Annotated in this window: 25 protein-coding genes and 1 tRNA gene; 18 read left to right on the forward strand and 8 right to left on the reverse strand. The window is 67.2% G+C overall.

Annotated features, from left to right (window positions below):
• The first annotated feature begins 21 nt into the window (after nucleotides 1-21).
• The 16 genes from BUE42_RS23255 to BUE42_RS23330 all read left to right on the forward strand — a co-directional run bounded on the left by BUE42_RS23255 (nucleotide 22) and on the right by BUE42_RS23330 (nucleotide 15,323).
• Nucleotides 22-106 (forward strand) — tRNA-Leu (locus BUE42_RS23255).
• Between the two features lie 61 nt (nucleotides 107-167).
• Nucleotides 168-527: an NADH-quinone oxidoreductase subunit A gene (locus BUE42_RS23260; protein ID WP_047502928.1), complete on the forward strand. Its 360-nt coding sequence runs from the start codon at nucleotides 168-170 to the stop codon at nucleotides 525-527.
• A 3-nt stretch (nucleotides 528-530) separates the two neighbouring features.
• Nucleotides 531-1,007 carry a NuoB/complex I 20 kDa subunit family protein gene (locus BUE42_RS23265; RefSeq protein WP_047502926.1) on the forward strand — a complete coding sequence of 159 codons (477 nt, stop codon included), beginning with the start codon at nucleotides 531-533 and terminating at the stop codon, nucleotides 1,005-1,007.
• A gap of 8 nt (nucleotides 1,008-1,015) precedes the next feature.
• The gene (locus tag BUE42_RS23270; protein WP_073467672.1) at nucleotides 1,016-1,612 is read left to right on the forward strand and encodes an NADH-quinone oxidoreductase subunit C; all 597 of its coding nucleotides are present in this window, start codon (nucleotides 1,016-1,018) and stop codon (nucleotides 1,610-1,612) included.
• Nucleotides 1,613-1,636: 24 nt separating this feature from the next.
• Complete coding sequence (locus tag BUE42_RS23275) at nucleotides 1,637-2,893, forward strand: NADH-quinone oxidoreductase subunit D (protein ID WP_073467673.1); 1,257 nt, start codon at nucleotides 1,637-1,639, stop codon at nucleotides 2,891-2,893.
• Nucleotides 2,890-3,372, forward strand: a complete 483-nt coding sequence (gene nuoE / locus BUE42_RS23280; RefSeq protein WP_073467674.1) for an NADH-quinone oxidoreductase subunit NuoE family protein — start codon at nucleotides 2,890-2,892, stop codon at nucleotides 3,370-3,372. Before BUE42_RS23275 ends, nuoE begins: the two co-directional genes overlap by 4 nt.
• A 14-nt stretch (nucleotides 3,373-3,386) precedes the next feature.
• Nucleotides 3,387-4,754, forward strand: coding sequence for an NADH-quinone oxidoreductase subunit NuoF (gene nuoF / locus BUE42_RS23285; RefSeq protein ID WP_073467675.1), 1,368 nt, complete (start codon nucleotides 3,387-3,389; stop codon nucleotides 4,752-4,754).
• 18 nt (nucleotides 4,755-4,772) lie between these two features.
• On the forward strand, nucleotides 4,773-7,091 hold the full coding sequence (gene nuoG, locus BUE42_RS23290) for an NADH-quinone oxidoreductase subunit NuoG (protein ID WP_073467676.1): 2,319 nt from the start codon (nucleotides 4,773-4,775) through the stop codon (nucleotides 7,089-7,091).
• Nucleotides 7,092-7,101: 10 nt separating this feature from the next.
• Entirely contained in the window at nucleotides 7,102-8,166 is a 1,065-nt protein-coding gene (nuoH, locus tag BUE42_RS23295) for an NADH-quinone oxidoreductase subunit NuoH (RefSeq protein WP_073467677.1), read from the forward strand.
• A gap of 12 nt (nucleotides 8,167-8,178) precedes the next feature.
• On the forward strand, nucleotides 8,179-8,676 hold the full coding sequence (gene nuoI / locus BUE42_RS23300; protein ID WP_073467678.1) for an NADH-quinone oxidoreductase subunit NuoI: 498 nt from the start codon (nucleotides 8,179-8,181) through the stop codon (nucleotides 8,674-8,676).
• Between the two features lie 40 nt (nucleotides 8,677-8,716).
• Complete coding sequence (locus BUE42_RS23305; protein WP_073467679.1) at nucleotides 8,717-9,391, forward strand: NADH-quinone oxidoreductase subunit J; 675 nt, start codon at nucleotides 8,717-8,719, stop codon at nucleotides 9,389-9,391.
• A complete protein-coding gene (gene nuoK, locus BUE42_RS23310) occupies nucleotides 9,388-9,714 on the forward strand; it encodes an NADH-quinone oxidoreductase subunit NuoK (protein WP_056807921.1) in 327 nt (108 codons plus the stop codon). Before BUE42_RS23305 ends, nuoK begins: the two co-directional genes overlap by 4 nt.
• Nucleotides 9,715-9,721: 7 nt before the next feature.
• A complete protein-coding gene (gene nuoL / locus BUE42_RS23315) occupies nucleotides 9,722-11,773 on the forward strand; it encodes an NADH-quinone oxidoreductase subunit L (protein WP_073467680.1) in 2,052 nt (683 codons plus the stop codon).
• Nucleotides 11,774-11,795: 22 nt separating this feature from the next.
• On the forward strand, nucleotides 11,796-13,271 hold the full coding sequence (locus BUE42_RS23320) for an NADH-quinone oxidoreductase subunit M (protein WP_073467681.1): 1,476 nt from the start codon (nucleotides 11,796-11,798) through the stop codon (nucleotides 13,269-13,271).
• A gap of 13 nt (nucleotides 13,272-13,284) precedes the next feature.
• Nucleotides 13,285-14,769, forward strand: a complete 1,485-nt coding sequence (gene nuoN / locus BUE42_RS23325; protein WP_073467698.1) for an NADH-quinone oxidoreductase subunit NuoN — start codon at nucleotides 13,285-13,287, stop codon at nucleotides 14,767-14,769.
• A gap of 92 nt (nucleotides 14,770-14,861) precedes the next feature.
• Nucleotides 14,862-15,323 carry a DUF1178 family protein gene (locus BUE42_RS23330; protein WP_073467682.1) on the forward strand — a complete coding sequence of 154 codons (462 nt, stop codon included), beginning with the start codon at nucleotides 14,862-14,864 and terminating at the stop codon, nucleotides 15,321-15,323.
• Nucleotides 15,324-15,611: 288 nt separating this feature from the next.
• Here the strand turns inward: BUE42_RS23330 and BUE42_RS23335 are convergent, their stop codons facing one another.
• Both BUE42_RS23335 and BUE42_RS23340 read right to left on the reverse strand, forming a co-directional pair.
• On the reverse strand, nucleotides 15,612-17,018 hold the full coding sequence (locus BUE42_RS23335; RefSeq protein ID WP_073467683.1) for an FAD-binding oxidoreductase: 1,407 nt from the start codon (nucleotides 17,016-17,018) through the stop codon (nucleotides 15,612-15,614).
• The gene (locus BUE42_RS23340) at nucleotides 17,015-17,431 is read right to left on the reverse strand and encodes a DUF2069 domain-containing protein (RefSeq protein WP_083614451.1); all 417 of its coding nucleotides are present in this window, start codon (nucleotides 17,429-17,431) and stop codon (nucleotides 17,015-17,017) included. The genes BUE42_RS23335 and BUE42_RS23340 overlap by 4 nt, the downstream gene beginning before the upstream one ends.
• Nucleotides 17,432-17,451: 20 nt before the next feature.
• On the opposite strand from BUE42_RS23340, the gene BUE42_RS23345 reads away from it, so the two are divergent.
• Entirely contained in the window at nucleotides 17,452-18,708 is a 1,257-nt protein-coding gene (locus tag BUE42_RS23345; protein WP_073467699.1) for a YihY family inner membrane protein, read from the forward strand.
• Between the two features lie 33 nt (nucleotides 18,709-18,741).
• Here BUE42_RS23345 and BUE42_RS23350 read toward each other — a convergent pair whose 3' ends face one another.
• From BUE42_RS23350 to BUE42_RS23365, 4 genes are read right to left on the reverse strand one after another with little or no spacing between them, the layout of a single operon-like run.
• Nucleotides 18,742-19,995 carry a GGDEF domain-containing protein gene (locus BUE42_RS23350; RefSeq protein ID WP_073467685.1) on the reverse strand — a complete coding sequence of 418 codons (1,254 nt, stop codon included), beginning with the start codon at nucleotides 19,993-19,995 and terminating at the stop codon, nucleotides 18,742-18,744.
• Between the two features lie 10 nt (nucleotides 19,996-20,005).
• Nucleotides 20,006-20,323, reverse strand: coding sequence for an Mpo1-like protein (locus BUE42_RS23355; RefSeq protein WP_073467686.1), 318 nt, complete (start codon nucleotides 20,321-20,323; stop codon nucleotides 20,006-20,008).
• Entirely contained in the window at nucleotides 20,320-21,141 is an 822-nt protein-coding gene (locus BUE42_RS23360) for an alpha/beta fold hydrolase (RefSeq protein ID WP_073467687.1), read from the reverse strand. Before BUE42_RS23360 ends, BUE42_RS23355 begins: the two co-directional genes overlap by 4 nt.
• On the reverse strand, nucleotides 21,138-22,442 hold the full coding sequence (locus tag BUE42_RS23365; protein ID WP_073467688.1) for an O-acetylhomoserine aminocarboxypropyltransferase: 1,305 nt from the start codon (nucleotides 22,440-22,442) through the stop codon (nucleotides 21,138-21,140). The genes BUE42_RS23360 and BUE42_RS23365 overlap by 4 nt, the downstream gene beginning before the upstream one ends.
• 105 nt (nucleotides 22,443-22,547) lie before the next feature.
• On the opposite strand from BUE42_RS23365, the gene BUE42_RS23370 reads away from it, so the two are divergent.
• Nucleotides 22,548-23,003, forward strand: a complete 456-nt coding sequence (locus BUE42_RS23370) for a CBS domain-containing protein (RefSeq protein WP_073467689.1) — start codon at nucleotides 22,548-22,550, stop codon at nucleotides 23,001-23,003.
• A 137-nt stretch (nucleotides 23,004-23,140) separates the two neighbouring features.
• On the opposite strand, the gene BUE42_RS32540 is transcribed toward BUE42_RS23370, so the two are convergent.
• Nucleotides 23,141-23,386 carry a hypothetical protein gene (locus tag BUE42_RS32540; protein WP_143171706.1) on the reverse strand — a complete coding sequence of 82 codons (246 nt, stop codon included), beginning with the start codon at nucleotides 23,384-23,386 and terminating at the stop codon, nucleotides 23,141-23,143.
• A gap of 227 nt (nucleotides 23,387-23,613) precedes the next feature.
• The coding region (locus BUE42_RS23375) for a porin (protein WP_143171707.1) at nucleotides 23,614-24,051 on the reverse strand (438 nt) is incomplete at its 5' end.

Genomic DNA, 24,051 nt, shown 5'->3' on the forward strand with positions numbered 1-24,051 from the left:
CGAACAGCGATTTTGAGTGCAGCCGTCGTGGTGAAATTGGTAGACACGCTATCTTGAGGGGGTAGTGGCGAAAGCTGTGCGAGTTCGAGTCTCGCCGACGGCACCAGATCTTTGAACGAGGCACTTACCCAGTGCCTCGTTTGTTTCAAGACCGCTCAAACCACACCATGAACCTCGCTCCCTACCTGCCCGTCATCCTGTTCATCCTGGTCGGCGTAGGGGTAGGCGTAGCGCCTCAGGTGCTCGGTTTCCTGCTGGGTCCGCACAAGCCGGACGCCGCGAAGAATTCCCCCTACGAATGCGGCTTCGAGGCCTTCGAAGACGCGCGCATGAAGTTCGACGTGCGCTATTACCTCGTCGCGATTCTCTTCATCCTGTTCGACCTCGAGATTGCATTTCTCTTTCCGTGGGCGGTGTCGCTCAAGGAAATCGGTCCGGCGGGCTTCTGGTCGATGATGGTGTTCCTGGGAATCCTCGTCGTCGGCTTTGCCTACGAGTGGAAAAAAGGCGCCCTTGACTGGGAGTGAGCTATGAGCATTGATGGCGTTCTCAAGGAAGGCTTCGTCACCACCAGCGTCGACACGCTGATCAACTGGTCGAAGACCGGTTCGCTGTGGCCCATGACCTTCGGTCTGGCCTGCTGCGCGGTGGAAATGATGCACGCGGGCGCCGCCCGCTACGACATCGACCGCTTCGGCATGCTGTTTCGCCCCAGCCCGCGCCAGAGCGACCTGATGATCGTCGCCGGCACGCTGTGCAACAAGATGGCGCCGGCGCTGCGCAAGGTCTATGACCAGATGGCCGAGCCGCGCTGGGTGCTGTCGATGGGCTCGTGCGCCAACGGCGGCGGCTACTACCACTACAGCTACTCGGTGGTGCGCGGCTGCGACCGCATCGTGCCGGTCGACGTCTACGTGCCCGGCTGCCCGCCGACGGCCGAGGCGCTGCTGTACGGCGTGCTGCAGCTGCAGACCAAGATCCGCCGCGAAAACACGATCGCCCGCTGAAAGCCCGCATGAGCAAACTCGATACCCTGCAGGCGGCGCTCGAAGCGGCCTTTGCCGGCAAGATCAAGCGCCTGGTGCGCGACCGCGGTGAACTCACGCTGACCGTCACCGCCGAGCACTATGCCGCCGTCGCACTCGTGCTGCGCGACGACCCCACGCTGCGCTTCGAGCAGCTGGTCGACCTGTGCGGCCTCGACTATTCGTCGTACAAGGACCAGCCGAACGAAGGCCTGCGCTACTGCGTCGCCTCGCACCTGCTGTCGATCACGCACAACTGGCGGCTGCGCCTGAAGGTGTTCGCGCCCGATGACGACCTGCCGATGGTCGCGTCCGTCAACGACATCTGGAACTCGGCCAACTGGTTCGAGCGCGAGGCCTTCGACCTGTACGGCATCCTGTTCGACGGCCACGTCGACCTGCGCCGCATCCTGACCGACTACGGCTTCATCGGCCACCCGTTCCGCAAGGATTTCCCGACCTCGGGCCATGTCGAGATGCGCTACGACCCCGAGCAGAAGCGCGTGATCTACCAGCCGGTGACGATCGAGCCGCGCGAGATCACTCCCCGGATCATCCGCGAAGACAACTACGGCGGGCTGCACTAGAGGCTCGGGCCTCGAGGCGATGACATGGCTGAAATCAAGAACTACACGCTCAATTTCGGACCCCAGCACCCTGCAGCCCACGGCGTGCTGCGGCTTGTGCTGGAGCTCGACGGCGAAGTGATCCAGCGCGCCGATCCGCACATCGGCCTGCTGCACCGCGCGACCGAGAAGCTCGCCGAGAGCAAGACCTACATCCAGTCGCTGCCCTACATGGACCGCCTCGACTACGTGTCGATGATGTCCAACGAGCATGCGTACTGCCTGGCCATCGAACGCCTGCTGGGCGTCGACGTGCCGCTGCGCGCGCAGTACATCCGCGTGATGTTCGCCGAGCTGACCCGCATCCTGAACCACCTGCTGTGGCTGGGCGCGCACGGGCTCGACTGCGGCGCGATGAACATCCTCATCTACTGCTTCCGCGAGCGCGAGGACATCTTCGACATGTACGAGGCGGTGTCGGGCGCGCGCATGCACGCGGCCTACTTCCGCCCGGGCGGCGTCTACCGCGACCTGCCCGACGCGATGCCGCAGTACAAGGCCTCGAAGGTCCGCAACGCGAAGACCATCGGCCGCCTGAACGAGAACCGCCAGGGTTCGCTGCTCGACTTCATCGAAGACTTCAGCAAGCGCTTCCCGAAGAACGTCGACGACTACGAAACGCTGCTGACCGACAACCGCATCTGGAAGCAGCGCACCGTCGGCATCGGCGTGGTGTCGCCCGAACGCGCGCTGAACCTCGGCTTCAGCGGTCCGATGCTGCGCGGCTCGGGCATCGCCTGGGACCTGCGCAAGAAGCAGCCCTACGACGTCTACGACCAGATGGACTTCGACGTGCCGGTCGGCGTCAACGGCGACACCTACGACCGCTACCTGGTGCGCGTCGAAGAGATGCGCCAGGCCAACCGCATCGTGCAGCAGTGCGTCGACTGGCTGCGTGCCAACCCCACCGGCCCGGTCATCACCGCGAACCACAAGGTGGCGCCGCCCGGGCGCGTGGACATGAAGTCCAGCATGGAAGAGCTGATCCACCATTTCAAGCTCTTCACCGAAGGCTTCCACGTGCCCGAAGGCGAGGCCTACGCGGCGGTGGAACACCCGAAGGGCGAGTTCGGCATCTACATCGTCAGCGACGGTGCGAACAAGCCGTATCGCCTGAAGATCCGCGCCCCCGGCTTCGCGCACCTTGCCGCGCTCGACGAGATGGCGCGCGGCCACATGATTGCCGACGCCGTTGCCGTGATCGGCACCATGGACATCGTGTTTGGAGAAATCGACCGATGATTTCGGAATCGACCCGCGTCCGCTTCGACCGCGAAGTGGCCAAGTACCCCGCCGACCAGAAGCAGTCCGCCGTGATGGCCTGCCTGGCCATCGTGCAGCAGGAGCAGGGCTTCGTCTCGGCCGACAGCGAGAAGCTGGTTGCCGAGTACCTCGGCATGCCGCCGATCGCGGTGCACGAGGTGACGACCTTCTACAACATGTACAACCAGCAGCCGCGGGGCACCTTCAAGCTCAACGTCTGCACCAACCTGCCGTGCCAGCTGCGCAGTGGCCAGACCGCGCTCGAGCACCTGTGCAGCCGGCTCGGCGTCGACGAAGGCGGCACCACCGCCGACGGGCTCTTCACCGTGCAGAAGAGCGAATGCCTGGGCGCCTGCGCCGATGCGCCGGTGATGCTGGTCAACGACCGCCAGATGTGCAGCTTCATGAACGAGCAGCGCCTCGACGAACTCGTCGACACGCTGCGCGCGGCGAAGTGAACGGAAACCGAACCATGTCGCAACCCTTGTTGGACCTCTCGAAGTTCCAGGCCACCGGTGCCGAGACCTGCTTCCACGGCCGCCACATCGGCGCGCAGATCTATGCCGACCTGAACGGCAGCAACTGGTCGCTGAAGGACTACGTCGCGCGCGGCGGCTACCAGGCGCTGCGCAAGATCCTGACCGGCGAATTCGCAGGCGCCACCGGCGAGCCGATGACGCCCGAGCAGGTCATCGCCGAAGTCAAGACCTCCGGCCTGCGCGGCCGCGGCGGCGCGGGGTTCCCGACCGGCCTGAAGTGGAGCTTCATGCCGCGCCAGTTCCCGGGGCAGAAGTACCTCGTCTGCAACTCCGACGAAGGCGAGCCGGGCACCTGCAAGGACCGCGACATCCTGATGTTCAACCCGCACATCGTCATCGAAGGCATGGCGATCGCCGCGTTCGCGATGGGCATCAGCGTCGGCTACAACTACATCCACGGCGAGATCTTCGAGGTGTATGACCGCTTCGAAGCCGCGCTGGAGGAAGCCCGTGCGGCCGGATTCCTGGGCGACCGGATCCTCGGCTCGAACTTCAGCTTCCAACTGCATGGCGCGCACGGCTTCGGCGCCTACATCTGCGGCGAAGAAACCGCGCTGCTCGAATCGCTCGAAGGCAAGAAGGGCCAGCCGCGCTTCAAGCCGCCGTTCCCGGCCAGCTACGGCCTGTACGGCAAGCCGACCACGATCAACAACACCGAGACCTTCGCCGCGGTGCCGTGGATCATCCGCAACGGCGGCCAGCCCTACCTCGAGATCGGCAAGCCGAACAACGGCGGCACCAAGATCTTCTCGGTGGTCGGCGACGTCGAGCGCCCCGGCAACTTCGAGGTGCCGCTGGGCACGCCGTTCTCGAAGCTGCTCGAACTCGCCGGCGGCGTGCGCCAGGGCCGCACGCTGAAGGCGGTGATCCCCGGCGGATCGTCGGCCCCGGTGCTGCCGGCGTCGATCATGATGGACACGACGATGGACTACGACGCCATCGCGAAGGCCGGCTCGATGCTCGGCTCGGGCGCCGTCATCGTGATGGACGACTCGCGCTGCATGGTCAAGAGCCTGCTGCGCCTGTCGTACTTCTACATGCACGAGAGCTGCGGCCAGTGCACGCCGTGCCGCGAAGGCACCGGCTGGCTGTACCGCATGGTCGACCGCATCGAGCACGGCCAGGGCCGCATGGAAGACATCGACCTGCTGAACTCGGTGGCCGACAACATCCAGGGCCGCACCATCTGCGCGCTGGGCGATGCGGCGGCGATGCCGGTGCGCGCGATGATCAAACACTTCCGTGATGAGTTCATCCATCACATCGAGCACAAGACCTGCGCGGTCAAGGTGCATGCCTGACCTGCTGGGCTCCCTCACATGATTGAAATCGAACTCGACGGCCAGAAGGTCCAGGTCACCGAAGGCAGCATGGTGATGCATGCGGCCGACAAGGCGGGCACCTACATCCCGCACTTCTGCTATCACAAGAAGCTGTCCATCGCGGCCAACTGCCGCATGTGCCTGGTCGACGTCGAGAAGGCGCCGAAGCCGATGCCCGCCTGCGCCACGCCGGTGACGCAGGGCATGGTCGTTCGCACCAAGAGCGACAAGGCGCTGAAGGCCCAGCAGGGCGTGATGGAGTTCCTGCTGATCAACCACCCGCTCGATTGCCCGATCTGCGACCAGGGCGGCGAGTGCCAGCTGCAGGACCTGGCGGTCGGCTACGGCGGTTCGTCGTCGCGCTACACCGAAGAAAAGCGCGTCGTCTTCCACAAGGACGTCGGCCCGCTGATCTCGATGGAAGAGATGAGCCGCTGCATCCACTGCACGCGCTGCGTGCGCTTCGGCCAGGAAGTGTCGGGCGTGATGGAGCTCGGCATGATCCACCGCGGCGAGCACTCCGAGATCACCACCGTCGTCGGCGACACCGTCGACAGCGAGCTGTCGGGCAACATGATCGACATCTGCCCGGTCGGCGCGCTGACCAGCAAGCCGTTCCGCTACAGCGCCCGCACCTGGGAGCTGTCGCGCCGCAAGAGCGTCAGCCCGCACGACGGCACCGGCGCCAACCTGATCGTGCAGGTCAAGAACAACAAGGTGCTGCGCGTCGTTCCGCTGGAGAACGAAGACGTCAACGAATGCTGGCTGGCCGACCGCGACCGCTTCTCGTACGAAGCCGTCAACAGCGACCAGCGCCTGACCGCGCCGATGATCAAGCAGGGCGGCGAGTGGACCACCGTCGACTGGACCACTGCGCTCGAGTACGTGGCCAAGGGCCTGTCGCAGATCAAGGCCGACCACGGTGCGAAGAGCATCGGCGCCGTCGGCTCGGCGCACGCCACCGTCGAAGAGCTGCACCTGCTCGCGAAGCTGGTGCGCGGGCTCGGCAGCGAGAACATCGACCACCGCACCCGCCATGCCGATTTCCGCAGCGCGGGCGAAGCCGGCGTGCGCTGGCTGGGCACCAGCATCGCATCGCTGTCGACGCTGCAGCGCGTGCTGGTCGTCGGCTCGTTCCTGCGCAAGGACCACCCGCTGTTCGCGCAGCGCATCCGCCAGGCCGCCCGCAAGGGCGCCAAGGTGCACAGCCTGCACGCGCTGGCCGATGACTGGCTGATGCCGATGGCGAGCCAGCAGGCCGTGGCGCCGAGCGGCTGGGTCAACGCGCTGGGCGCGATCGCCGCGGCCGTGGCCGCTGCGAAGGGCGTGGCCGCACCGTCGTCGTTCGCCGCGACCGATGCCGCCAATGCCGTTGCGGCATCGCTGCTGAGCGGCGAGCGCAAGGCCGTGCTGCTGGGCAACGCGGCCGCGCAGCATCCGCAAGCCACCGAGCTGCTGGCGCTCGCCAACTGGATCGGCGCGCAGACCGGCGCCAGCGTCGGCTACCTGACCGAAGCCGGCAACAGCGTCGGCGCGCAGCTCGTCAACGCGCTGCCGGGCGCCAGCGGCCTGAACGCCGGCCAGATGCTCGGCGGATCGCTGCGCGCCTGCCTGCTGCTGAACGTCGAGCCCGAGTTCGACGCCGCGAACCCGTTGGCCGCGAAGGCAGCGCTGCAGTCGGCCGACATGGTGGTGGCGCTCACGTCCTTCAAGGACGCCGCGCTCGACGTCGCCGACGTGCTGCTGCCGATCGCACCGTTCACCGAGACCTCGGGCACCTTCGTCAACGCCGAAGGCCGGGTGCAAAGCTTCCACGGCGTCGTCAAGCCGCTGGGCGACGCCCGTCCGGCCTGGAAGGTGCTGCGCGTGCTGGGCAACCTGCTGGGCCTGAAGGGCTTCGACCAGGAGACCTCGGAAGAAGTGCGGGCCGAGGCGCTGGGCGATGTCGCCACCGTGGCCGCGCGCCTGAGCAATGCCACCACGCAGGCGGCCACCGCGTCGGCCGCCGCCGCCGGCACCGAGCGCATCGCCGACGTGCCGATCTACGCGGCCGACAGCCTGGTGCGCCGTGCCACGTCGCTGCAGCTGACCGCCGATGCCCGCCCGCCGGTCGCATCGCTGGGCAGCGCGCAGTGGTCGCAGCTCGGCCTGGCGGACGGCGACACCGTGCGCGTCTCGCAAGGCGGCGCCGCCATCACGCTGCCCGCGCGGCTCGACGCGAGCCTGGCGGCCGGCACCGTCCGCGTTCCCGCCGGCCACGCGCTGACCGCCGCGCTCGGCGCGATGTTCGGCCCGCTGTCGATCGAGAAGGCCTGAAGCACCCACCATGATCGATACCTTCAACCTCTACGGCACCCAGTACCTGGGGGCGGCCTGGCCGGTGGTCTGGACGCTGATCAAGATCATCGTCGTCGTGCTGCCGCTGCTGGGCTGCGTCGCCTACCTCACGCTGTGGGAGCGCAAGGCCATCGGCTGGACGCAGATCCGCCCGGGTCCGAACCGCGTCGGCCCGTGGGGCCTGCTGACGCCGATCGCCGATGCGGTCAAGCTGATCTTCAAGGAGATCATCCTGCCGACCGCGGCGAACCGCCCGCTGTTCCTGATCGGTCCGGTGATGACGATCATGCCGGCGCTGGCCGCCTGGGCCGTCGTGCCGTTCGGCCCGGAGGTGGCGCTGGCCAACATCAACGCCGGCCTGCTGTTCCTGATGGCGATCACCTCGATGGAGGTCTACGGCGTGATCATCGCCGGCTGGGCGTCGAACTCGAAGTACGCTTTCCTCGGCGCGCTGCGCGCCTCGGCGCAGATGGTCAGCTACGAGATCGCGATGGGCTTCTCGCTGGTCGTCGTGCTGATGGTCAGCGGCAGCCTCAACATGACCGACATCGTGCTCGGCCAGGGCAAGGGCTTCGCCGCCAGCCACGGCTTCACGATCTTCTCGTGGAACTGGCTGCCGCTGCTGCCGATCTTCGTCGTCTACTTCATCTCGGGGCTCGCGGAAACCAACCGCCACCCGTTCGACGTCGTCGAAGGCGAATCGGAAATCGTCGCCGGCCACATGGTCGAGTACTCGGGCATGTCGTTCGCGATGTTCTTCCTGGCCGAATACGCCAACATGATCCTGGTGTCGATCCTGTGCGTGACGCTGTTCCTCGGCGGATGGCTGTCGCCGGTCGACCACTGGCTGTTCAACTGGGTGCCGGGCTGGATCTGGCTGGGTGCCAAGACCTTCGTCGTCGTGACCATGTTCCTGTGGGTGCGCGCGACCTTCCCGCGCTACCGCTACGACCAGATCATGCGCCTGGGCTGGAAGATCTTCATCCCGGTCACGCTGGTGTGGCTGGTGGTCGTCGGGCTGTGGTTGCAGTCCCCTCTCAGCCTCTGGAAGTAAGGAGAGAAGACCATGTCTGCAGTGGCTTCCATCAAGGACCTGTTCTCGAGCTTCATGCTCACCGAGCTGTTCAAGGGCCTGGCCCTGACCGGCCGGCACTTCCTGTCGCCGCACATCACCGTGCAGTTCCCGGAAGAAAAGACGCCGGCGTCGCCGCGCTTCCGCGGCCTGCACGCGCTGCGCCGCTACGACAACGGCGAAGAGCGCTGCATCGCCTGCAAGCTGTGCGAAGCGGTGTGCCCGGCGATGGCGATCACGATCGAATCCGAGGTGCGAGACGACGGCTCGCGCCGCACGACGCGCTACGACATCGACCTGACCAAGTGCATCTTCTGCGGCTTCTGCGAAGAGAGCTGCCCGGTCGACTCGATCGTCGAGACGCACATCTTCGAATACCACGGCGAAAAGCGCGGCGACCTGTACTTCACGAAGGACATGCTGCTGGCCGTCGGTGACCGCTACGAGGCGGAAATCGCGGCAAACAAGGAGGCAGACGCCCGCTATCGTTGACCGTCCCCCGAGGACGGTCGGCACGGTGCTCGACAAGAATATGGACATTCCGACCGCGCTCTTCTACATCTTCTCGGCCGTGCTGCTGGGAGCTTCGTTCCGCGTGATCACCGCGCGCAGCCCGGTGCATGCCGCGCTGTTCCTGGTGCTGGCGTTCTTCTCGGCCTCCTGCGTGTGGATGCTGCTGCACGCCGAGTTCCTTGCGATCTCGCTGGTGCTCGTCTACGTCGGCGCCGTGATGGTGCTGTTCCTGTTCGTCGTGATGATGCTCGACATCAACGTCGACTCGCTGCGCCAGGGCTTCTGGACGCACTTTCCGGTCGCGGCGCTGGTCGGCGTGATCATCGTGCTCGAGATGGCCGCGGTGCTGATCCCCGGCTTCGACGTGCGCAGCGCCCCGGTGGCCGATGCCGCCGCGCTGCAGCTGGGCAACACCAAGCTGCTCGGCATCCAGATCTACACGCACTACCTGTACCCGCTGCAGATCGCGGCCGTGCTGCTGCTGGTGGCGATCATCGCGGCGATCGCGCTGACGCTGCGCCAGCGCAAGGATTCGAAGGCGATGAACCCGTCGCAGCAGGTCCGCGCGAAGAAGGCCGACCGCGTGCGCATCATCAAGATGAAGGCCGAGGTGGAGCCGCCGCCCGCGCCCCCCGCGTCGCTGGACAGCGCGCCGCTGGTCGCAGGGGAAGCCAAGAAAGAAGCCAAGTCATGAGCACCTTCGCCCTCGGCCCGGTCACGCTGGGCCACTACCTGACGCTGGGCGCGATCCTGTTCGCGCTGTCGGTGATCGGCATCTTCCTGAACCGCAAGAACCTGATCGTGCTGCTGATGGCCATCGAGCTGATGCTGCTGGCGGTCAACCTGAACTTCGTCGCGTTCTCCCACTTCCTGGGCGACATGGCGGGGCAGGTGTTCGTGTTCTTCATCCTGACCGTCGCCGCGGCCGAATCGGCCATCGGTCTCGCGATCCTGGTCGTGCTGTTCCGCAACCGCGCCACGATCAACGTCGACGAGCTCGACTCGCTGAAGGGCTGAGCACCACATGTCCGCAACACTCTCCCAGAACATGCTGCTCGCGGTGCCGCTGGCGCCGCTGGTCGGTGCCGTCGTCGCCGGTCTCTTCGGCAAGCAGGTGGGCCGCCGCGGCGCGCACACCGTGACCATCCTCGGCGTGCTGATCGCCTTCATCATCTCGGCGATGACGCTGAAGGCGGTGGCCGTCGACGGCGCGCGCTTCAACGCCACCGTCTACGAGTGGATGACGCTCGGCGCGCTGAAGATGGAGATCGGCTTCCTGGTCGACGGCCTGACCGCGATGATGATGTGCGTCGTGACCTTCGTGTCGCTGATGGTGCACATCTACACCATCGGCTACATGGAAGAAGACCCGGGCTACCAGCGCTTCTTCTCGTACATCTCGCTGTTCACCTTCTCGATGCTGATGCTCGTGATGAGCAACAACATGCTGCAGCTGTTCTTCGGCTGGGAGGCGGTGGGCCTGGTGTCGTACCTGCTGATCGGCTTCTGGTTCACGCGGCCGTCGGCGGTGTTCGCCAACATGAAGGCCTTCCTGGTGAACCGGGTCGGCGACTTCGGCTTCATCCTCGGCATCGGCCTGCTGCTGGCCTTCGGCAACACGCTGAACTACAGCGAGATCTTCGCGAAGGCGCCCGAGCTGGCCAAGGCGGTGTTCCCCGGCACCGAATGGATGCTGCTGACGGTGGCCTGCATCTGCCTGTTCATCGGCGCGATGGGCAAGAGCGCGCAGGTGCCGCTGCACGTCTGGCTGCCCGACTCGATGGAAGGCCCGACGCCGATTTCCGCGCTGATCCACGCGGCGACGATGGTGACGGCCGGCATCTTCATGGTGGCGCGCATGTCGCCGCTGTTCGAGCTGTCCGACGTGGCGCTGAGCTTCGTGCTGGTGATCGGCGCGATCACCGCGCTGTTCATGGGCTTCCTCGGCATCATCCAGAACGACATCAAGCGCGTCGTCGCGTACTCGACGCTGTCGCAGCTCGGCTACATGACGGTGGCGCTCGGCGCCTCGGCCTACTCGGTCGCGGTGTTCCACCTGATGACGCATGCGTTCTTCAAGGCGCTGCTGTTCCTCGCGGCCGGCTCGGTGATCATCGGCATGCACCACGACCAGGACATCCGCAACATGGGCGGCCTGCGCAAGTACATGCCGATCACCTGGATCACGTCGCTGCTGGGTTCGCTCGCGCTGATCGGCACGCCGCTGTTCTCGGGCTTCTACTCGAAGGACAGCATCATCGAGGCGGTGCATGCGAGCCACCTGCCGGGTGCCGGCTTCGCGTACATCGCGGTGATCGTCGGCGTGTTCGTCACGGCCTTCTATTCGTTCCGGATGTATTTCCTCGTCTTCCACGGCAAGGAGAACTTCCGCCACAAGCCGTTCCCGGTGGAAGACGATGAGCACGGTCACCACGATGACGAGCACGGCCACCATGAACCGCACGTGCCGCACGAATCGCCGTGGGTCGTCACCGCGCCGCTGCTGCTGCTGGCGATCCCGTCGGTGGTGATCGGCTTCATGACGATCCAGGGCATGCTGTACGGCGGCTTCTTCGAGGACTCGATCTTCATCAACCCGGAAAAGCACCCGGCGATGGAAGAGATGAAGAACGAGTTCCACGGTGCCGTCGCGATGGCACTGCACGGGCTCACGTCGCTGCCGTTCTGGCTGGCGCTCGCCGGCGTCGTCACCGCCTACGTGTTCTACATGGTCAAGCCGGCCATTCCGGCGTGGATCAAGTCGAAGTTCGGCTTCGTCTACACGCTGCTCGAGAACAAGTACTTCTTCGACTGGTTCAACGAGAACGTGCTGTCGGCCGGCGCGCGCCTGCTGGGCCGCGGGCTGTGGAAGGGCGGCGACGCCGCCATCATCGACGGCGTGCTGATCGACGGCTCGGCGCGTGCGGTCGGTGCGTTCGCGTCGGTGGTGCGCGTCGTGCAGACCGGCTACCTCTACTGGTATGCGCTGGTGATGATCCTCGGCGTGATCCTCCTGATGACCTGGCAGCTGTGGGGTCCGCTGATGAGCGCGGCCGGCAGCCTGTTCAGCAAGTAAAAGTGGCACGGAGAACAAGAACATGGGTTTGCTGAGCCTTGCCATCTGGCTGCCGATCGTCGCGGGCATCGTCCTGCTGCTGGTCGGCCGCGACGAGCATGCCAATGCGGTGCGCTGGATCGCGCTGGTCGCCGCGATCGCGAGCTTCGCGGTCACGATTCCGCTGATCACCGGCTTCGATGCCGGTACCGCCGCGATGCAGTTCCAGGAGAACCTGAACTGGATCGAGCGCCTGAACGTGCACTACCACCTGGGGGTCGACGGCATCTCGGTGTGGTTCGTGCTGCTGACGGCCTTCATCACGATCATCGTCGTGATCGCCGCGTGGCAGGTGATCACCGACCGCGTCAACCAGTACATGGGCGCGTTCCTGATCCTGTCGGGAATCATGGTCGGCGTGTTCAGCGCGCTCGACGGCCTGCTGTTCTACGTGTTCTTCGAGGCCACGCTGATCCCGATGTACATCATCATCGGCGTCTGGGGCGGCCCGCGACGGGTCTATGCGGCGTTCAAGTTCTTCCTGTACACGCTGGCCGGCTCGCTGCTGATGCTGATCGCGCTGATCTTCCTGTACTTCAAGTCGGGCGGCAGCTTCGAGATCCTCACCTGGCACAAGCTGCCGCTGGGCATGCATGCGCAGACGCTGCTGTTCTTCGCGTTCTTCGCGGCCTTCGCGGTCAAGGTGCCGATGTGGCCGGTGCACACCTGGCTGCCCGACGCCCACGTCGAGGCGCCGACCGGCGGCTCGGTGGTGCTGGCGGCCATCATGCTGAAGCTCGGTGCCTACGGCTTCCTGCGCTTCTCGATGCCGATCGCACCCGACGCTAGCCATGCCTACGACTGGTTCATCATCGCGCTGTCGCTGATCGCGGTGGTCTACATCGGCCTGGTCGCGCTGGTGCAGCAGGACATGAAGAAGCTGGTGGCCTATTCGTCGATCGCCCACATGGGCTTCGCGACGCTCGGCTTCTTCATCTTCAGCGAGCTGGGCGTCTCGGGCGCGCTGGTGCAGATGATCTCGCACGGCTTCGTGTCGGGCGCGATGTTCCTGTGCATCGGCGTGCTCTACGACCGCGTGCACTCGCGCGAGATCTCGAGCTACGGCGGCGTCGTCAACACGATGCCGAAGTTCGCCACGTTCGCGGTGCTGTTCGCGATGGCCAACTGCGGCCTGCCGGGCACCGGCGGCTTCGTCGGCGAGTGGATGGTGATCCTCGGCGCGGTGAAGGCCAACTTCTGGCTCGGCGCGACGGCCGCGACCACGCTGGTGTTCGGCGCCGCCTACACGCTGTGGATGGTCAAGCGCGTGTACTTCGGGCCGGTGGCCAACGAAGACGTGCGCGCGCTCGAAGACATCAACGCCCGCGAATTCCTGATGCTCGCCCTGCTGGCCGTGGCCGTGCTGTGGATGGGCGTGTACCCGAAGCCCTTTACCGACACCATGCACGTCAGCGTGACCGAGCTGCTGAAGCACGTGGCCGTCTCGAAACTGAATTGAAGCGGCGGCAATGATGATCAAAGACATGAACTGGCTGGCCGTCTACCCGGAGCTGGTGTTGCTCGTGATGGCCTGCGTGGTCGCGATGGTCGACCTGTGGGTCACCGACCCGAAGCGCACGCCCACCTACTGGCTGACGCAGGCGACGCTCGCGATCGTCGGCGTCATGCACCTGCTGTACTTCGACGCCGGCTTCACCGTCTACGGCATGCAGCGCATGATGGTGACCGACCCGCTCGGCCACCTGCTGGGCTTCTTCGCGGCGCTCGCGGTGATGGTCACGCTGGTCTACGCGCGGCCGTATGCCGAGAGCCGCGACATGCTGAAGGGCGAGCTGTTCACGCTGTCGCTGTTCTCGCTGCTGGGCATCTCGGTGATGCTGGCGGCCAACAACTTCCTGGTGGTCTACCTCGGCCTGGAGCTGATGTCGCTGTCGCTGTATGCGCTGACCGCGATGCGCCGTGACCATGCCCAGTCGACCGAGGCCGCGATGAAGTACTTCGTGCTGGGCGCGCTGGCCAGCGGCTTCCTGCTGTACGGCCTGTCGATGATGTACGGCGCGACCGGCTCGCTCGACATCCCGCAGGTGTTCAACGCGATCTCGACCGGCCAGATCAACCCGACGGTGCTGGTGTTCGGCGTGGTGTTCATCGTCGCCGGCCTGGCGTTCAAGCTCGGCGCGGTGCCGTTCCACATGTGGCTGCCCGACGTGTACCACGGCGCGCCGACGGCGGTGACGCTGCTGATCGCCGGGGCGCCGAAGCTCGCGGCTTTCGCGATGACCTTCCGCCTGCTGGTCGAGGGCCTGTCGGGCGTGGCCGGCGACTGGCAGCAGATGATGATGGTGCTGGCGATCGCGTCGATGTTCCTGGGCAACCTGGCGGCCATCGCGCAGAGCAACCTGAAGCGGATGCTCGCGTACTCGACGATCGCGCAGATGGGCTTCATGCTGCTCGGCTTCACGACCACCGTGATCACCGGCAACACGCTGTCGGCCTCGAACGGCTACAGCTCGGCGCTGTTCTACATGGTGACCTACGTCTTCACGACGCTGGGCACCTTCGGCATCGTGATGCTGCTGTCGCGCCAGGGCTTCGAGTCGGAGAACATCGACGACCTGAAGGGCCTGGCCAAGCGCAACCCGTGGTACGCCGGCGTGATGGCGATCTTCATGTTCTCGCTGGCCGGCATCCCGCCGACGGTGGGCTTCTACGCCAAGCTCGCGGTGCTGCAGGCGCTGATCACGACCAACGTCACCTTCTACATCGTCGTCGCGGTGCTGGCGGTGCTGCTGTCGCTGGTCGGTGCGTTCTACTACCTGCGCCTGGTGAAGGTGATGTACTTCGAAGACCCGGTCGACACGCAGCCGATCGTCGCCGCGAGCGACGTGCGCCTGGTGCTGTCGCTGAACGGCGCGGCCGTGCTGTTCTTCGGCATCCTGCCCGGTGGCCTGATGGCGCTGTGCTCGCAGGCGATCCTGAAGGCGCTGTCGACCTGAAGTCGGCTGAGTCGTTGCGGAATTGGCGTGCTGGCGGGCGGGGCATCGCGCTGCCGGCCCCGTCTGCGGCGGCGTCTGCCCATAATGCGCGCATGAAAGTGCTCAACCTGTGCTGCGCGCAAGACCATCGCTTCGAAGGCTGGTTCGGCTCGGAAGCCGATTTCCAGTCGCAGTTCGAAGGCGGGCTGGTCGAATGCCCGTTGTGCGGTGACAAGGCGGTCACCCGCCTGCCGAGCGCGCCGAGGTTGAACGTCTCGGGTGCCCGCGAGCCGAAGGTTGTGGCCCCGGCGCCGGCCGAGCATCCGGTGCCGGCCACGCCGGAGGCGATCACGATGCAGGCGATGTGGATGAGGGCGGTGCAGCACGTGATGGCGAACACCGACGACGTCGGCGAGCGCTTTGCCGAAGAGGCCCGTCGCATGCACTACGGTGAAGCCGAAGAGCGCGCGATCCGCGGCCGCGCGACCCGCGAAGACGCGCAGGCGCTGGCCGATGAAGGCATCGAGGTGATGCCGCTGCCGCTGCCTGCCGCCGCAAAGGGCCGGCTGCAGTAGGGTTGGGTTTGCGCATTGGCGCGCCTTTGCGATACGGCGGCTCTGTGCGTACACAAACACCCGTTCGCCCTGAGCCTGTCGAAGGGCCCGATCATCCTGAGCTTGTCGAAGGACCTGAGCAGGGACCGAGCTCGTCGAAGGCCCGTCCGTCGAAGGGTTGTGCCCGAAGCGCGCATGGCCTTCGACAAGCTCAGTCCGACCCTTCGACAGGCTCAGGGCGAACGGTGTTTCTTTGCCGGCGAGCCCCACACCCCCCGCCCGCGCCTTTGCTCGCGCCAATGCCCCCCCCTACACGACCCTGCCGGGATTCATCAAGCCGTTCGGGTCCAGCGCCGCCTTGATCGCCCGCATCAGCCCCAGCGCCACCGGCGACTTGCGCTGCGCCAGCTCGTCGCGCTTCAGCGCCCCGATCCCGTGCTCGGCCGAGATCGACCCGCCGCTCGCCCCCACCGCGTCGTAGACGATGGTGTTGACCGCCGCCTCGTGCTGCTGCAGGAACTGCCTGGCATCGCCGCCTTCGGGCGCCTGCACGTTGTAGTGCAGGTTGCCGTCGCCCAGGTGGCCGAAGTTGACCAGCCGCACGCCCGGCAGCGCCGCCCGCAGCGCGGCATCGGTGGCGGCGACGAAGTCGACGATGCGCGACACCGGCAGCGAGATGTCGTGCTTGATGTTCAGCCCTTCCTCCGACTGCGCCAGCGGAATCGACTCGCGCAGGTGCCACAGCCCGTTCGATTGCTCGATGCTCTCGGCCACCGCGGCATCGGTGATCAGGCCTTGCTCCAACGCACTCTCCAGCAGGCCCTCGAACAGCTCGCGCGCATGCGCCTCGCTCTCGGTGTCGGATTGCTCCAGCAGCACCGTCCACGGCGAGGGCGGCAGCGGCTGGCGCAGCTGCGGGTAGTGGCGTCGCACCAGCCCCAGCGCGAACTCGCCCATCACCTCGAAGCCCGTTAGCCCGGCACCGAGCCGCGCCTGCGCCAGCTGCAGCAGCGCGACCGCCGCCGGCAGCGAGGGCAGCGCGGCCAGCGCCGTCAGCGTGGCGGCGGGCTGCGGGTAGAGCTTCAGCGTGGCCGCGGTGATGATGCCGAGCGTGCCCTCGCTGCCGATGAAGAGATCGCGCAGGTCGTAGCCGGTGTTGTCCTTGCGCAGGCCCGACAACCCGTTCCACACCTCGCCCTGCGCGGTGACGACCTCCAGCCCCAGGCACAGCTCGCGTGCATTGCCATAACGCAGCACCTGCGTGCCGCCGGCATTGGTCGCGAGGTTGCCGCCGATCGTGCAGCTGCCTTCGGCCGCGAGGCTCAGCGGGAACAGCAGGCCGGCCGCCGCGGCCGCTTCCTGCACCGACTGCAGCACGCAGCCGGCCTCGACCGTCATCGTCAGGTTGGCGGAATCGATGCTGCGCACGCGGTCCATGCGCGACAGCGTCAGCAGCACCTGGGTGCCGCTGTCGTCCGGCACGCCGCCGCCGACCAGCCCGGTGTTGCCGCCTTGCGGCACGATCGCGATGCCGTGCCGCGCGCACACGGCGACCACCTGCGCGACCTCGTCGGTCGAGCCCGGTCGCACGACAGCCAGGGCCCGGCCCCGGTAGCGCTTGCGCCAATCCTGTTCATAGCCCGCCAGGTCGCCATCGGTCAGCACGTTGGCCGGGCCGACGATCGCGCGCAGCGATTCGAGCAGCAGCGGCTTCATGCGGCCTCCTCGGAGCGGCGCGCATGCCCGAGCCGCCAGCGCACGTGCAGCCCGCAGGCGGCGAACAGCAGCACGCACAGCAGCACCTCGACCAGCCCGAGGGTCGCGCCGGGCCCGCGGTCGCTGCCGGCCCGCACCACGCCTTCGATGAAGTACAGCCACACCAGCAGGCTGACCCAGCGGTAGGTGTACAGGCGGTGGCGCAGCAGGCCGGCCAGCGCGAAGACGAGCGGCAGCACCTTCAGCGCGAGCCAGGTGCCGCCCGGCCGCAAGGGCGCGAGCCACAGTTCCCAGGCCACGCCGAGCACGATCAGCCCGGCGACGCTGCCGACGGCCAGCGCGCGGGTCCACAGCACGGCAGGGGGGAGGGGGGCCGGCGAAGCGTCGGCAGGAGAAGCAGGGGGCGCAGTCATCGCTGGCTATGATGCCATCGATGAATCTCCCGACCTCCGCCGAAGCCCATGCCCTGAAAGAGACATGGCGGGAGCAGTTGTCGCGCCTGCTGCAGACGCTGCAGACCTGGCCCTGGCTCGAGACGCTGATCACGCTGCGCCAGCGCTTTCGCGAGGACCGCCTGGGCCTGACGGCCAGCAGCCTGACCTTCACGACGCTGATCTCGCTGGTGCCGCTGGTCACCGTGATGCTGGCGGTCTTCACCGCGTTCCCGATGTTCTCCAGCTTCCAGGATGCGCTGCAGAAATACTTCCTGCAGAGCCTGGTGCCGGATGCGATCGCGAAGCCGGTGCTGGGCGCGCTGACGCAGTTCGCGAGCAAGGCGAACCGGCTCGGCACCTTCGGCCTGGTGGTGCTGGTGTTCACCGCGATCGCGCTGATGCTGACGATCGACCGCACGCTGAACGCGATCTGGCGCGTGCCGAAGCCGCGGCCGATCGCGCAGCGCGTGCTGGTGTACTGGGCCGCCGTCACGCTCGGGCCGCTGCTGCTGGGGGTCAGCCTGTCGCTCACCTCGTATGCGATCTCGGCCTCGCGCGGGGTCGTCGGCGTGATGCCGGGCGGCGTCAGCTTCCTGCTGAACGTGCTCGAGTTCGCGTTGCTGTCGGCCGCGATGGCGGGGCTGTTCCACTACGTGCCGAACACGCTGGTGCGCTGGCGGCATGCGGCCGCGGGCGGCGTGTTCGTCGCGGCCGGCTTCGAGGTCGCGAAGAAGGGCCTGGCCTGGTACCTGAGTTCGGTACCGACCTACACCACGCTGTACGGCGCGTTCGCGACGGTGCCGATCCTGCTGATCTGGATCTACCTCGGCTGGGTGATCGTGCTGCTGGGCGCGGTGGTCGCGGCCTATGCGCCGAGCCTGCAGATGCGCGTGATCCGCCGGCCGTCGACGCCGGGCTACCTGTTCCAGCTGGCGGTCGGCATGCTGCGCGAGCTGGCGCAGGCGCGCGCGGCCAGCACGCACGGCCTCAGCGCAGCGCAGCTGTCGGAGACGCTGCGCACCGATCCGCTGCAGATCGAGCCGCTGCTCGACACGCTGGTCGCGATCGACTGGGTCGGCCGGCTCGATGAAGACGGCAACGCGCGCTACGTGCTGCTGTGCGATCCGGCGACCACCTCGGCGCAGCCGCTGATCGCGCAGGTGCTGCTCGACCCGACGCCGACACTGCGCGGCTTCTGGCACCGCGCGCATTTCGGCAACATGATGCTGAAGGACGTGATCGCCAGCGACCCGTAGCCCGGATGCCCATCCGGGGATCCTGGCGCCGACCTACGCGATGCAGTGCAGCACGCAGTGCTTGCCACGCCGCTTCGCCGCATACATCGCGTCATCCGACAGCTGCAGCAGCCGCTGCGGGTTCTGCGCGTCGCCGGGTGCGAGCGCATAGCCGATGCTCGCGCTGATGCCGTGCCGGTCGACCCCTGCCACCGCCGACAGCATGTGCAGCGCCAACGCATGCGCGCCGGCCATGTCGCGCACCGCGGCCAGCACCAGGAACTCGTCGCCGCCGAAGCGGCCCACCGCGTCCTCGGCCCGCACCGACATCTGCAGCGCGCGCGCCACCGCCACCAGCAGCTCGTCGCCGACGCGGTGCCCGAGCCGGTCGTTCACCGCCTTGAAGCCGTCGAGGTCGACGAAGAACAGCGCCACCGGCATCTGCGCCGCGTCGAGCAGCGCCGCCTCGATGCGGTCCATCATCGTGCGCCGGCTCAGCACGTCGGTCAGCGCATCGCGCTCGACGCTGCGCTTCAGCTGCTGCTGCGTGATCGTCAGCTCGTGCACGTCGACCGTCACGGTGTAGACGCCGATCACCTCGCCGCAGGCATCGAAATCGGGCACGTAGCTGGTGCGCATCCAGCGCTGGCCGAGCGTCGCCAGGTCGACCATGCGGGCGTACTGCACCGTGTGCCCCGCCAGCGCCTGCACGAAGTACTGCTCGTGCTCGGCCCAGCGCTTGGAGCCGCGCACGTCGCCGATCGGCCGGCCGAGCAGCTGCTTCGGCTGCTGGCCGGTCGCCTCGACGTACGCCTTGTTGACGAAGCGCAGCACGAAGTCGCGGTCGACGTAGGTCAGCGGGAACGGGATGTTCTCGGTGAAGCGGTCGAGGCGCTGGCGCGCGGCCACCAGCGCCTCGCGCTCGAGCACGTCCTGGTGGATGTCGATCGCGATCGTGAAGATGCCGTCGACGCGGCCGGTCGGGTCGAGGTGCGGCAGCACCTGGATGCGCGCCCAGCGGCCGGCATGGCAGCCGTGCTTCAGCCGCCGCTCGTAGTTGACGGTGCGCCCCTGCGCGGCCTCGGCGAACGCCGGGCTCGCGCGCTCCCACGCGTCATCGCCGTACAGCTCGGCCAGCGTGTGGCCCAGCAGGTCTTCGCGGCTGCGCTGCGCCCAGGTCAGGTAGGGGTGGTTGCAGAACACCAGCCGGTGCTCCAGGTCCCAGCGGCCGATCGGCAGGTCGATCGCATCGATCAGCCGCTCGATGTGGGCGAGCTGCTCGAGGGCGGGCAGGTCTTTGGCGTCCATCGGACCGATCCTAGAAGGGGATCTTGCCCACCCAGATGTCCTTGTACATGACCCAGTCACCCATGAAGCTGTACAGCGGGCGCTTGAACGAGGCCGGCCGGTTCTTCTCGAACACGAAGTGCCCGACCCACGCGAAGCCGTAGCCGCACAGCAGCGCATACAGGACGTACAGCGGCTGGCCGCGCACCAGTCCGGTCACCAGGCACAGCAGTGCCAGGCTCGAGCCGGCGAAATGCAGCCGGCGGCAGGTGCGGTTCGCATGCTCGCCGAGGTAGTACGGATAGAACTCCGCGAAGCTCTTCAACGACTGAACGGTACTGCTGTTCATCGGGCTTCCTCCGAAATGAAGGTCTGGATCGCATTCAACACGGCGTCGGGCACCTCTCCCATCAGGGAATGCCCGGCCGACAACGGCAGAACCTTTGCATGCAACGCCTGGGCCAGCGTGGCGCTCGCCTTCGGCGGCGTCATCTGGTCGTGCGCGCCGACGATCATCAGGCTGGCGCAACGCACACGCGCGGCCGCTTCGAGACCGCCGGCGTAGCGGTTGCACACCTGGAAATCCTGGTGGAACAGGTTGCCGTGCCCCGCGGCGGTGTGCTGCGCCTGCAGCCGGCGCATCAGCGCACGGTTCACGCCGTGCAGCGAGAAGCCCGGTGCCGGGGCCGACGGCTTCGCGGCATGGCTGGCATGTGAAAACGAATTCACCATGTCGATCGCCTTCAGCGGCTCGTTCAGCGAGGTCGACAACAGCGTGTCGGACACCTTCATCGGGTAGGCCGGGCCGAGCAGCACCAGCCCGGTCGCGCGCTCGCCGAGGCGGGCAGCAGCCTCGAGCGCGATCAGCGAGCCCATGCTGTGGCCGACGAGGGCCGCACGCTCGATGCCGGCAGCGGCCAGCAGCGTGAGCAGCCAGTCGGCGAAGGCCTCGACGCTCGCGAGCGTCGGACCGTCGCTGCGGCCATGGCCGGGCAGGTCGGGCGCCAGCACCGCGCGGCCGTGGTGGGCCAGGTAGCGCGTCTGCAGCCCCCACACGCTGTGGTCGTGCATCGCGCCATGGATGAACACGACGGCCGGCAGCGCGGCGTCGAGCGGCCTGCCGCCGGTGTAGACGAAGGCCGCGCGGCCCTGCAGCTCGAGCTTCATGCGCCCCCCGCCTTCTGCGCGGCCCGCAGCGCGCGCGACAGGTCGTCGATCAGGTCGTCGGCATCTTCCAGGCCGATCGACAGCCGGATCGTGCCCTGCGTGATGCCGGCCTGCGCGAGCGCGGCATCGTCCATGCGGAAGTGCGTGGTCGTCGCCGGGTGGATCACCAGCGAGCGGCAGTCGCCGACGTTGGCCAGGTGCGAGAACACCTTCAGCGCCTCGATGAAGGCGCGGCCCTGCGCGCGCTGGCCCTTCAGGTCGAAGCTGAACACCGAGCCGCTGCCACGCGGCAGCAGGCGCTTGGCGAGTTCGTGGTCGGGGTGGGTCGGCAGGTCGGGGTGGCCGACGCGCGCGACCATCGGGTGGGCGGCCAGGAAAGCGACCACCTTGCGCGCGTTCGCGATGTGGCGCTCCATCCGCAGCGACAGCGTCTCGACGCCCTGCAGGATCAGCCAGGCGGTGTGCGGGCTCATGCAGGCGCCGAAGTCGCGCAGGCCCTCGCGCCGGGCGCGCAGCAGGAAGGCGCCGACCGTGCTCTCCTCGCTGAACACCATGCCGTGGAAGCCGTCGTAGGGGCGGGTCAGTTCGGGGAATCGACCGGACGCTTCCCAGTCGAACTGCCCGCTGTCGACCAGCACGCCGCCGATCACGGTGCCGTGGCCGCTGAGGAACTTGGTGGCCGAGTGGTAGACGAGGTCGGCGCCGTGGTCGAACGGGCGGATCAGCCACGGCGAGGTCAGCGTCGAGTCGACCAGCAGCGGCAGCCCGTGCTCGTGCGCGATCGCGCTGACGGTGGGGATGTCGAGCACGTCCAGCCCGGGGTTGCCGACGGTCTCGCCGAACAGCAGGCGCGTCGTGGGGCGGATGGCCGCGCGCCAGCCGTCGATGTCGCCGGGGCGCACGAAGGTGGTTTCAATGCCGAAGCGCGCCAGCGTGTAGTGCAGCAGGTTGTGCGAGCCTCCGTACAGCGCGCTGCTCGCGACGATGTGCGAGCCGGCACCGGCCAGCGTGCAGATCGCCAGGTGCAGCGCGGCCTGGCCGCTGGCGGTGGCGATCGCGCCGGCGCCGCCTTCGAGCGCCGCGACGCGCTCTTCCAGCACCGCGGTGGTCGGGTTCGAGATGCGGCTGTAGACGTGGCCCGAGCGCTCCATGTTGAACAGCGCCGCGGCATGGTCGCTGCTCTCGAACACGAAGCTGGTGCTCAGGTGGATCGGCACGGCGCGGGCGCCGGTGGCGGGGTCGGGGCCGGCGCCCGCGTGCAGCGCGAGCGTGTCGAAGCCGGGGTCGGATGGGCCGGGCATGCAGTCTCCTCTGGGGCGGCGGGCACCGGATGGGTGTCAGCGGGGATGTTGTTGTGAAGAATTGTGGGCTATATTGGCCCGACACACCCCCAAGGAGAGGACCCCATGAAAGTCGCAGACATCCTGCGTGTCAAGGGCGGCACGCTGTTCACTGTCTCGCCCGACCAGCCGCTGGCCCACGCCGTGCGCACGATGGCCGAGCGCGACATCGGGTCCCTGGTGGTGATGGAGCACGGCGACCTGGCCGGCATGCTGACCTTCCGCGAGGTCATCCTGGCCGTGGTCGGCAACGGCGGCACGGTCGGCACGACGATCGTGCGCACCGTGATGGACGATCACCCGCTCACCTGCACGCCCGAGACCGAGATCGACGAGGTGCGCCGCATGATGCTCGAGCGCCACGCCCGCTACATGCCGGTGATGACGCAGCGCACGCTGATGGGCGTGATCTCGTTCTACGACGTCGCGAAGGCGGTGGTCGACAGCCAGGATTTCGAGAACCGGATGCTGAAGGCGTATATCCGGGACTGGCCGGTCGAAGATCAAGTGCCAGCGAATTGACCCACCCCCGAGGCGCTGGCGCGCCTCCCCCTCGAGGGGGCGCCGCCAGCGGCCCGGCAAAGCCGGTTCCGCGGCGTCCGCTGGGGCCGCGTTGCTGGACGCTCGGCTGCAGTGCTCGGTGTACCGGGGTTTGACGGTCAATCAAACTCTGCTGGCTTGACGGTGAGGTTCAGGCGAACGGCTTCGATGTCGACGTCGGCTCCGTCGGGCATGCCGAGAAGTTCGACGATGGACTTGCTCATCGGCGCTTGACAGCGGTCGTCAGAGGTCGGCACATGGGGAGGTGTTCTGCGCTTCACGACCGGATCTTTCGACGTTGTGGTCGTTGCGCCGGTCGGTCCTTCATCGAACTGCTGACTGGAGGGCGTGGGCATCATTTTCATTGCATGTCTCCGAGTCAGGTTGCTCGCTCCTGTTGGCTGGCGAGGCAGTACGACGAGATTACCTCTACAACCACCAAGAAAAAAAGCCCGCTCGTGATGAGCGGGCTTTCTATTGCGGCCGAGCGTTCAGCGAAGCCCGCCCCAGCGGCCGCCGCGGAGCCGGCTTTGCCGGGCCGCTGGCGGCGCCCCCTTGAGGGGGAGGCGCGTGAGCGCCTCGGGGGTGGATGTCAGAACGAGTGGCGGATGCCGGCGGTGAACTCGGTGATGTCGCGGTCGTCGGCGGTCGTCAGGCCGGCCGGGACGGCGCTGGCCCAGCGGTTGCCGTAGCCGTCACCCTCGTTCTTGAAGCGGGTCACCGCGCTGTACAGCGCCGTGCGCTTCGACAGGTCGTACTGGTAGCCGACACCGAAGGCCTGGGTCTTGCCTTCGTTGACGTTCTTGGCCTTGTTCTGCACGTACTGCGCACGCACCAGGTTCTGGCCGAAGCGGTAGTCGCCGCCGACCCAGAAGCCCTGGCCGTCGGCGTCCACCGCGCTGCGGTCGTTCACCGCGATCACGCCGGCGGTGCCGTGCCAGTCGCCGTAGGTGTAGCCGACCGCGCCCGAGGTCGTGCGCACGTCCTGCGACGTCAGGTCCTGCTTGTCGTCGACGAACGAGACCATCGC

The sequence above is a fragment of the Rhizobacter sp. OV335 genome (assembly GCF_900142965.1).
In the GTDB taxonomy this organism is placed as follows: domain Bacteria; phylum Pseudomonadota; class Gammaproteobacteria; order Burkholderiales; family Burkholderiaceae_C; genus Rhizobacter.

What these genes read in the sequence shown, in the direction of transcription:
- BUE42_RS23260 (WP_047502928.1), top strand. Translation starts at nt 168, where the DNA reads ATGAACCTCGCTCCCTACCTGCCCGTCATCCTGTTCATCCTGGTCGGC.
- BUE42_RS23265 (WP_047502926.1), top strand. Translation starts at nt 531, where the DNA reads ATGAGCATTGATGGCGTTCTCAAGGAAGGCTTCGTCACCACCAGCGTC.
- BUE42_RS23270 (WP_073467672.1), top strand. Translation starts at nt 1,016, where the DNA reads ATGAGCAAACTCGATACCCTGCAGGCGGCGCTCGAAGCGGCCTTTGCC.
- BUE42_RS23275 (WP_073467673.1), top strand. Translation starts at nt 1,637, where the DNA reads ATGGCTGAAATCAAGAACTACACGCTCAATTTCGGACCCCAGCACCCT.
- nuoE (WP_073467674.1), top strand. Translation starts at nt 2,890, where the DNA reads ATGATTTCGGAATCGACCCGCGTCCGCTTCGACCGCGAAGTGGCCAAG.
- nuoF (WP_073467675.1), top strand. Translation starts at nt 3,387, where the DNA reads ATGTCGCAACCCTTGTTGGACCTCTCGAAGTTCCAGGCCACCGGTGCC.
- nuoG (WP_073467676.1), top strand. Translation starts at nt 4,773, where the DNA reads ATGATTGAAATCGAACTCGACGGCCAGAAGGTCCAGGTCACCGAAGGC.
- nuoH (WP_073467677.1), top strand. Translation starts at nt 7,102, where the DNA reads ATGATCGATACCTTCAACCTCTACGGCACCCAGTACCTGGGGGCGGCC.
- nuoI (WP_073467678.1), top strand. Translation starts at nt 8,179, where the DNA reads ATGTCTGCAGTGGCTTCCATCAAGGACCTGTTCTCGAGCTTCATGCTC.
- BUE42_RS23305 (WP_073467679.1), top strand. Translation starts at nt 8,717, where the DNA reads ATGGACATTCCGACCGCGCTCTTCTACATCTTCTCGGCCGTGCTGCTG.
- nuoK (WP_056807921.1), top strand. Translation starts at nt 9,388, where the DNA reads ATGAGCACCTTCGCCCTCGGCCCGGTCACGCTGGGCCACTACCTGACG.
- nuoL (WP_073467680.1), top strand. Translation starts at nt 9,722, where the DNA reads ATGTCCGCAACACTCTCCCAGAACATGCTGCTCGCGGTGCCGCTGGCG.
- BUE42_RS23320 (WP_073467681.1), top strand. Translation starts at nt 11,796, where the DNA reads ATGGGTTTGCTGAGCCTTGCCATCTGGCTGCCGATCGTCGCGGGCATC.
- nuoN (WP_073467698.1), top strand. Translation starts at nt 13,285, where the DNA reads ATGATCAAAGACATGAACTGGCTGGCCGTCTACCCGGAGCTGGTGTTG.
- BUE42_RS23330 (WP_073467682.1), top strand. Translation starts at nt 14,862, where the DNA reads ATGAAAGTGCTCAACCTGTGCTGCGCGCAAGACCATCGCTTCGAAGGC.
- BUE42_RS23335 (WP_073467683.1), bottom strand. Translation starts at nt 17,018, where the DNA reads ATGAAGCCGCTGCTGCTCGAATCGCTGCGCGCGATCGTCGGCCCGGCC.
- BUE42_RS23340 (WP_083614451.1), bottom strand. Translation starts at nt 17,431, where the DNA reads ATGACTGCGCCCCCTGCTTCTCCTGCCGACGCTTCGCCGGCCCCCCTC.
- BUE42_RS23345 (WP_073467699.1), top strand. Translation starts at nt 17,452, where the DNA reads ATGAATCTCCCGACCTCCGCCGAAGCCCATGCCCTGAAAGAGACATGG.
- BUE42_RS23350 (WP_073467685.1), bottom strand. Translation starts at nt 19,995, where the DNA reads ATGGACGCCAAAGACCTGCCCGCCCTCGAGCAGCTCGCCCACATCGAG.
- BUE42_RS23355 (WP_073467686.1), bottom strand. Translation starts at nt 20,323, where the DNA reads ATGAACAGCAGTACCGTTCAGTCGTTGAAGAGCTTCGCGGAGTTCTAT.
- BUE42_RS23360 (WP_073467687.1), bottom strand. Translation starts at nt 21,141, where the DNA reads ATGAAGCTCGAGCTGCAGGGCCGCGCGGCCTTCGTCTACACCGGCGGC.
- BUE42_RS23365 (WP_073467688.1), bottom strand. Translation starts at nt 22,442, where the DNA reads ATGCCCGGCCCATCCGACCCCGGCTTCGACACGCTCGCGCTGCACGCG.
- BUE42_RS23370 (WP_073467689.1), top strand. Translation starts at nt 22,548, where the DNA reads ATGAAAGTCGCAGACATCCTGCGTGTCAAGGGCGGCACGCTGTTCACT.
- BUE42_RS32540 (WP_143171706.1), bottom strand. Translation starts at nt 23,386, where the DNA reads ATGAAAATGATGCCCACGCCCTCCAGTCAGCAGTTCGATGAAGGACCG.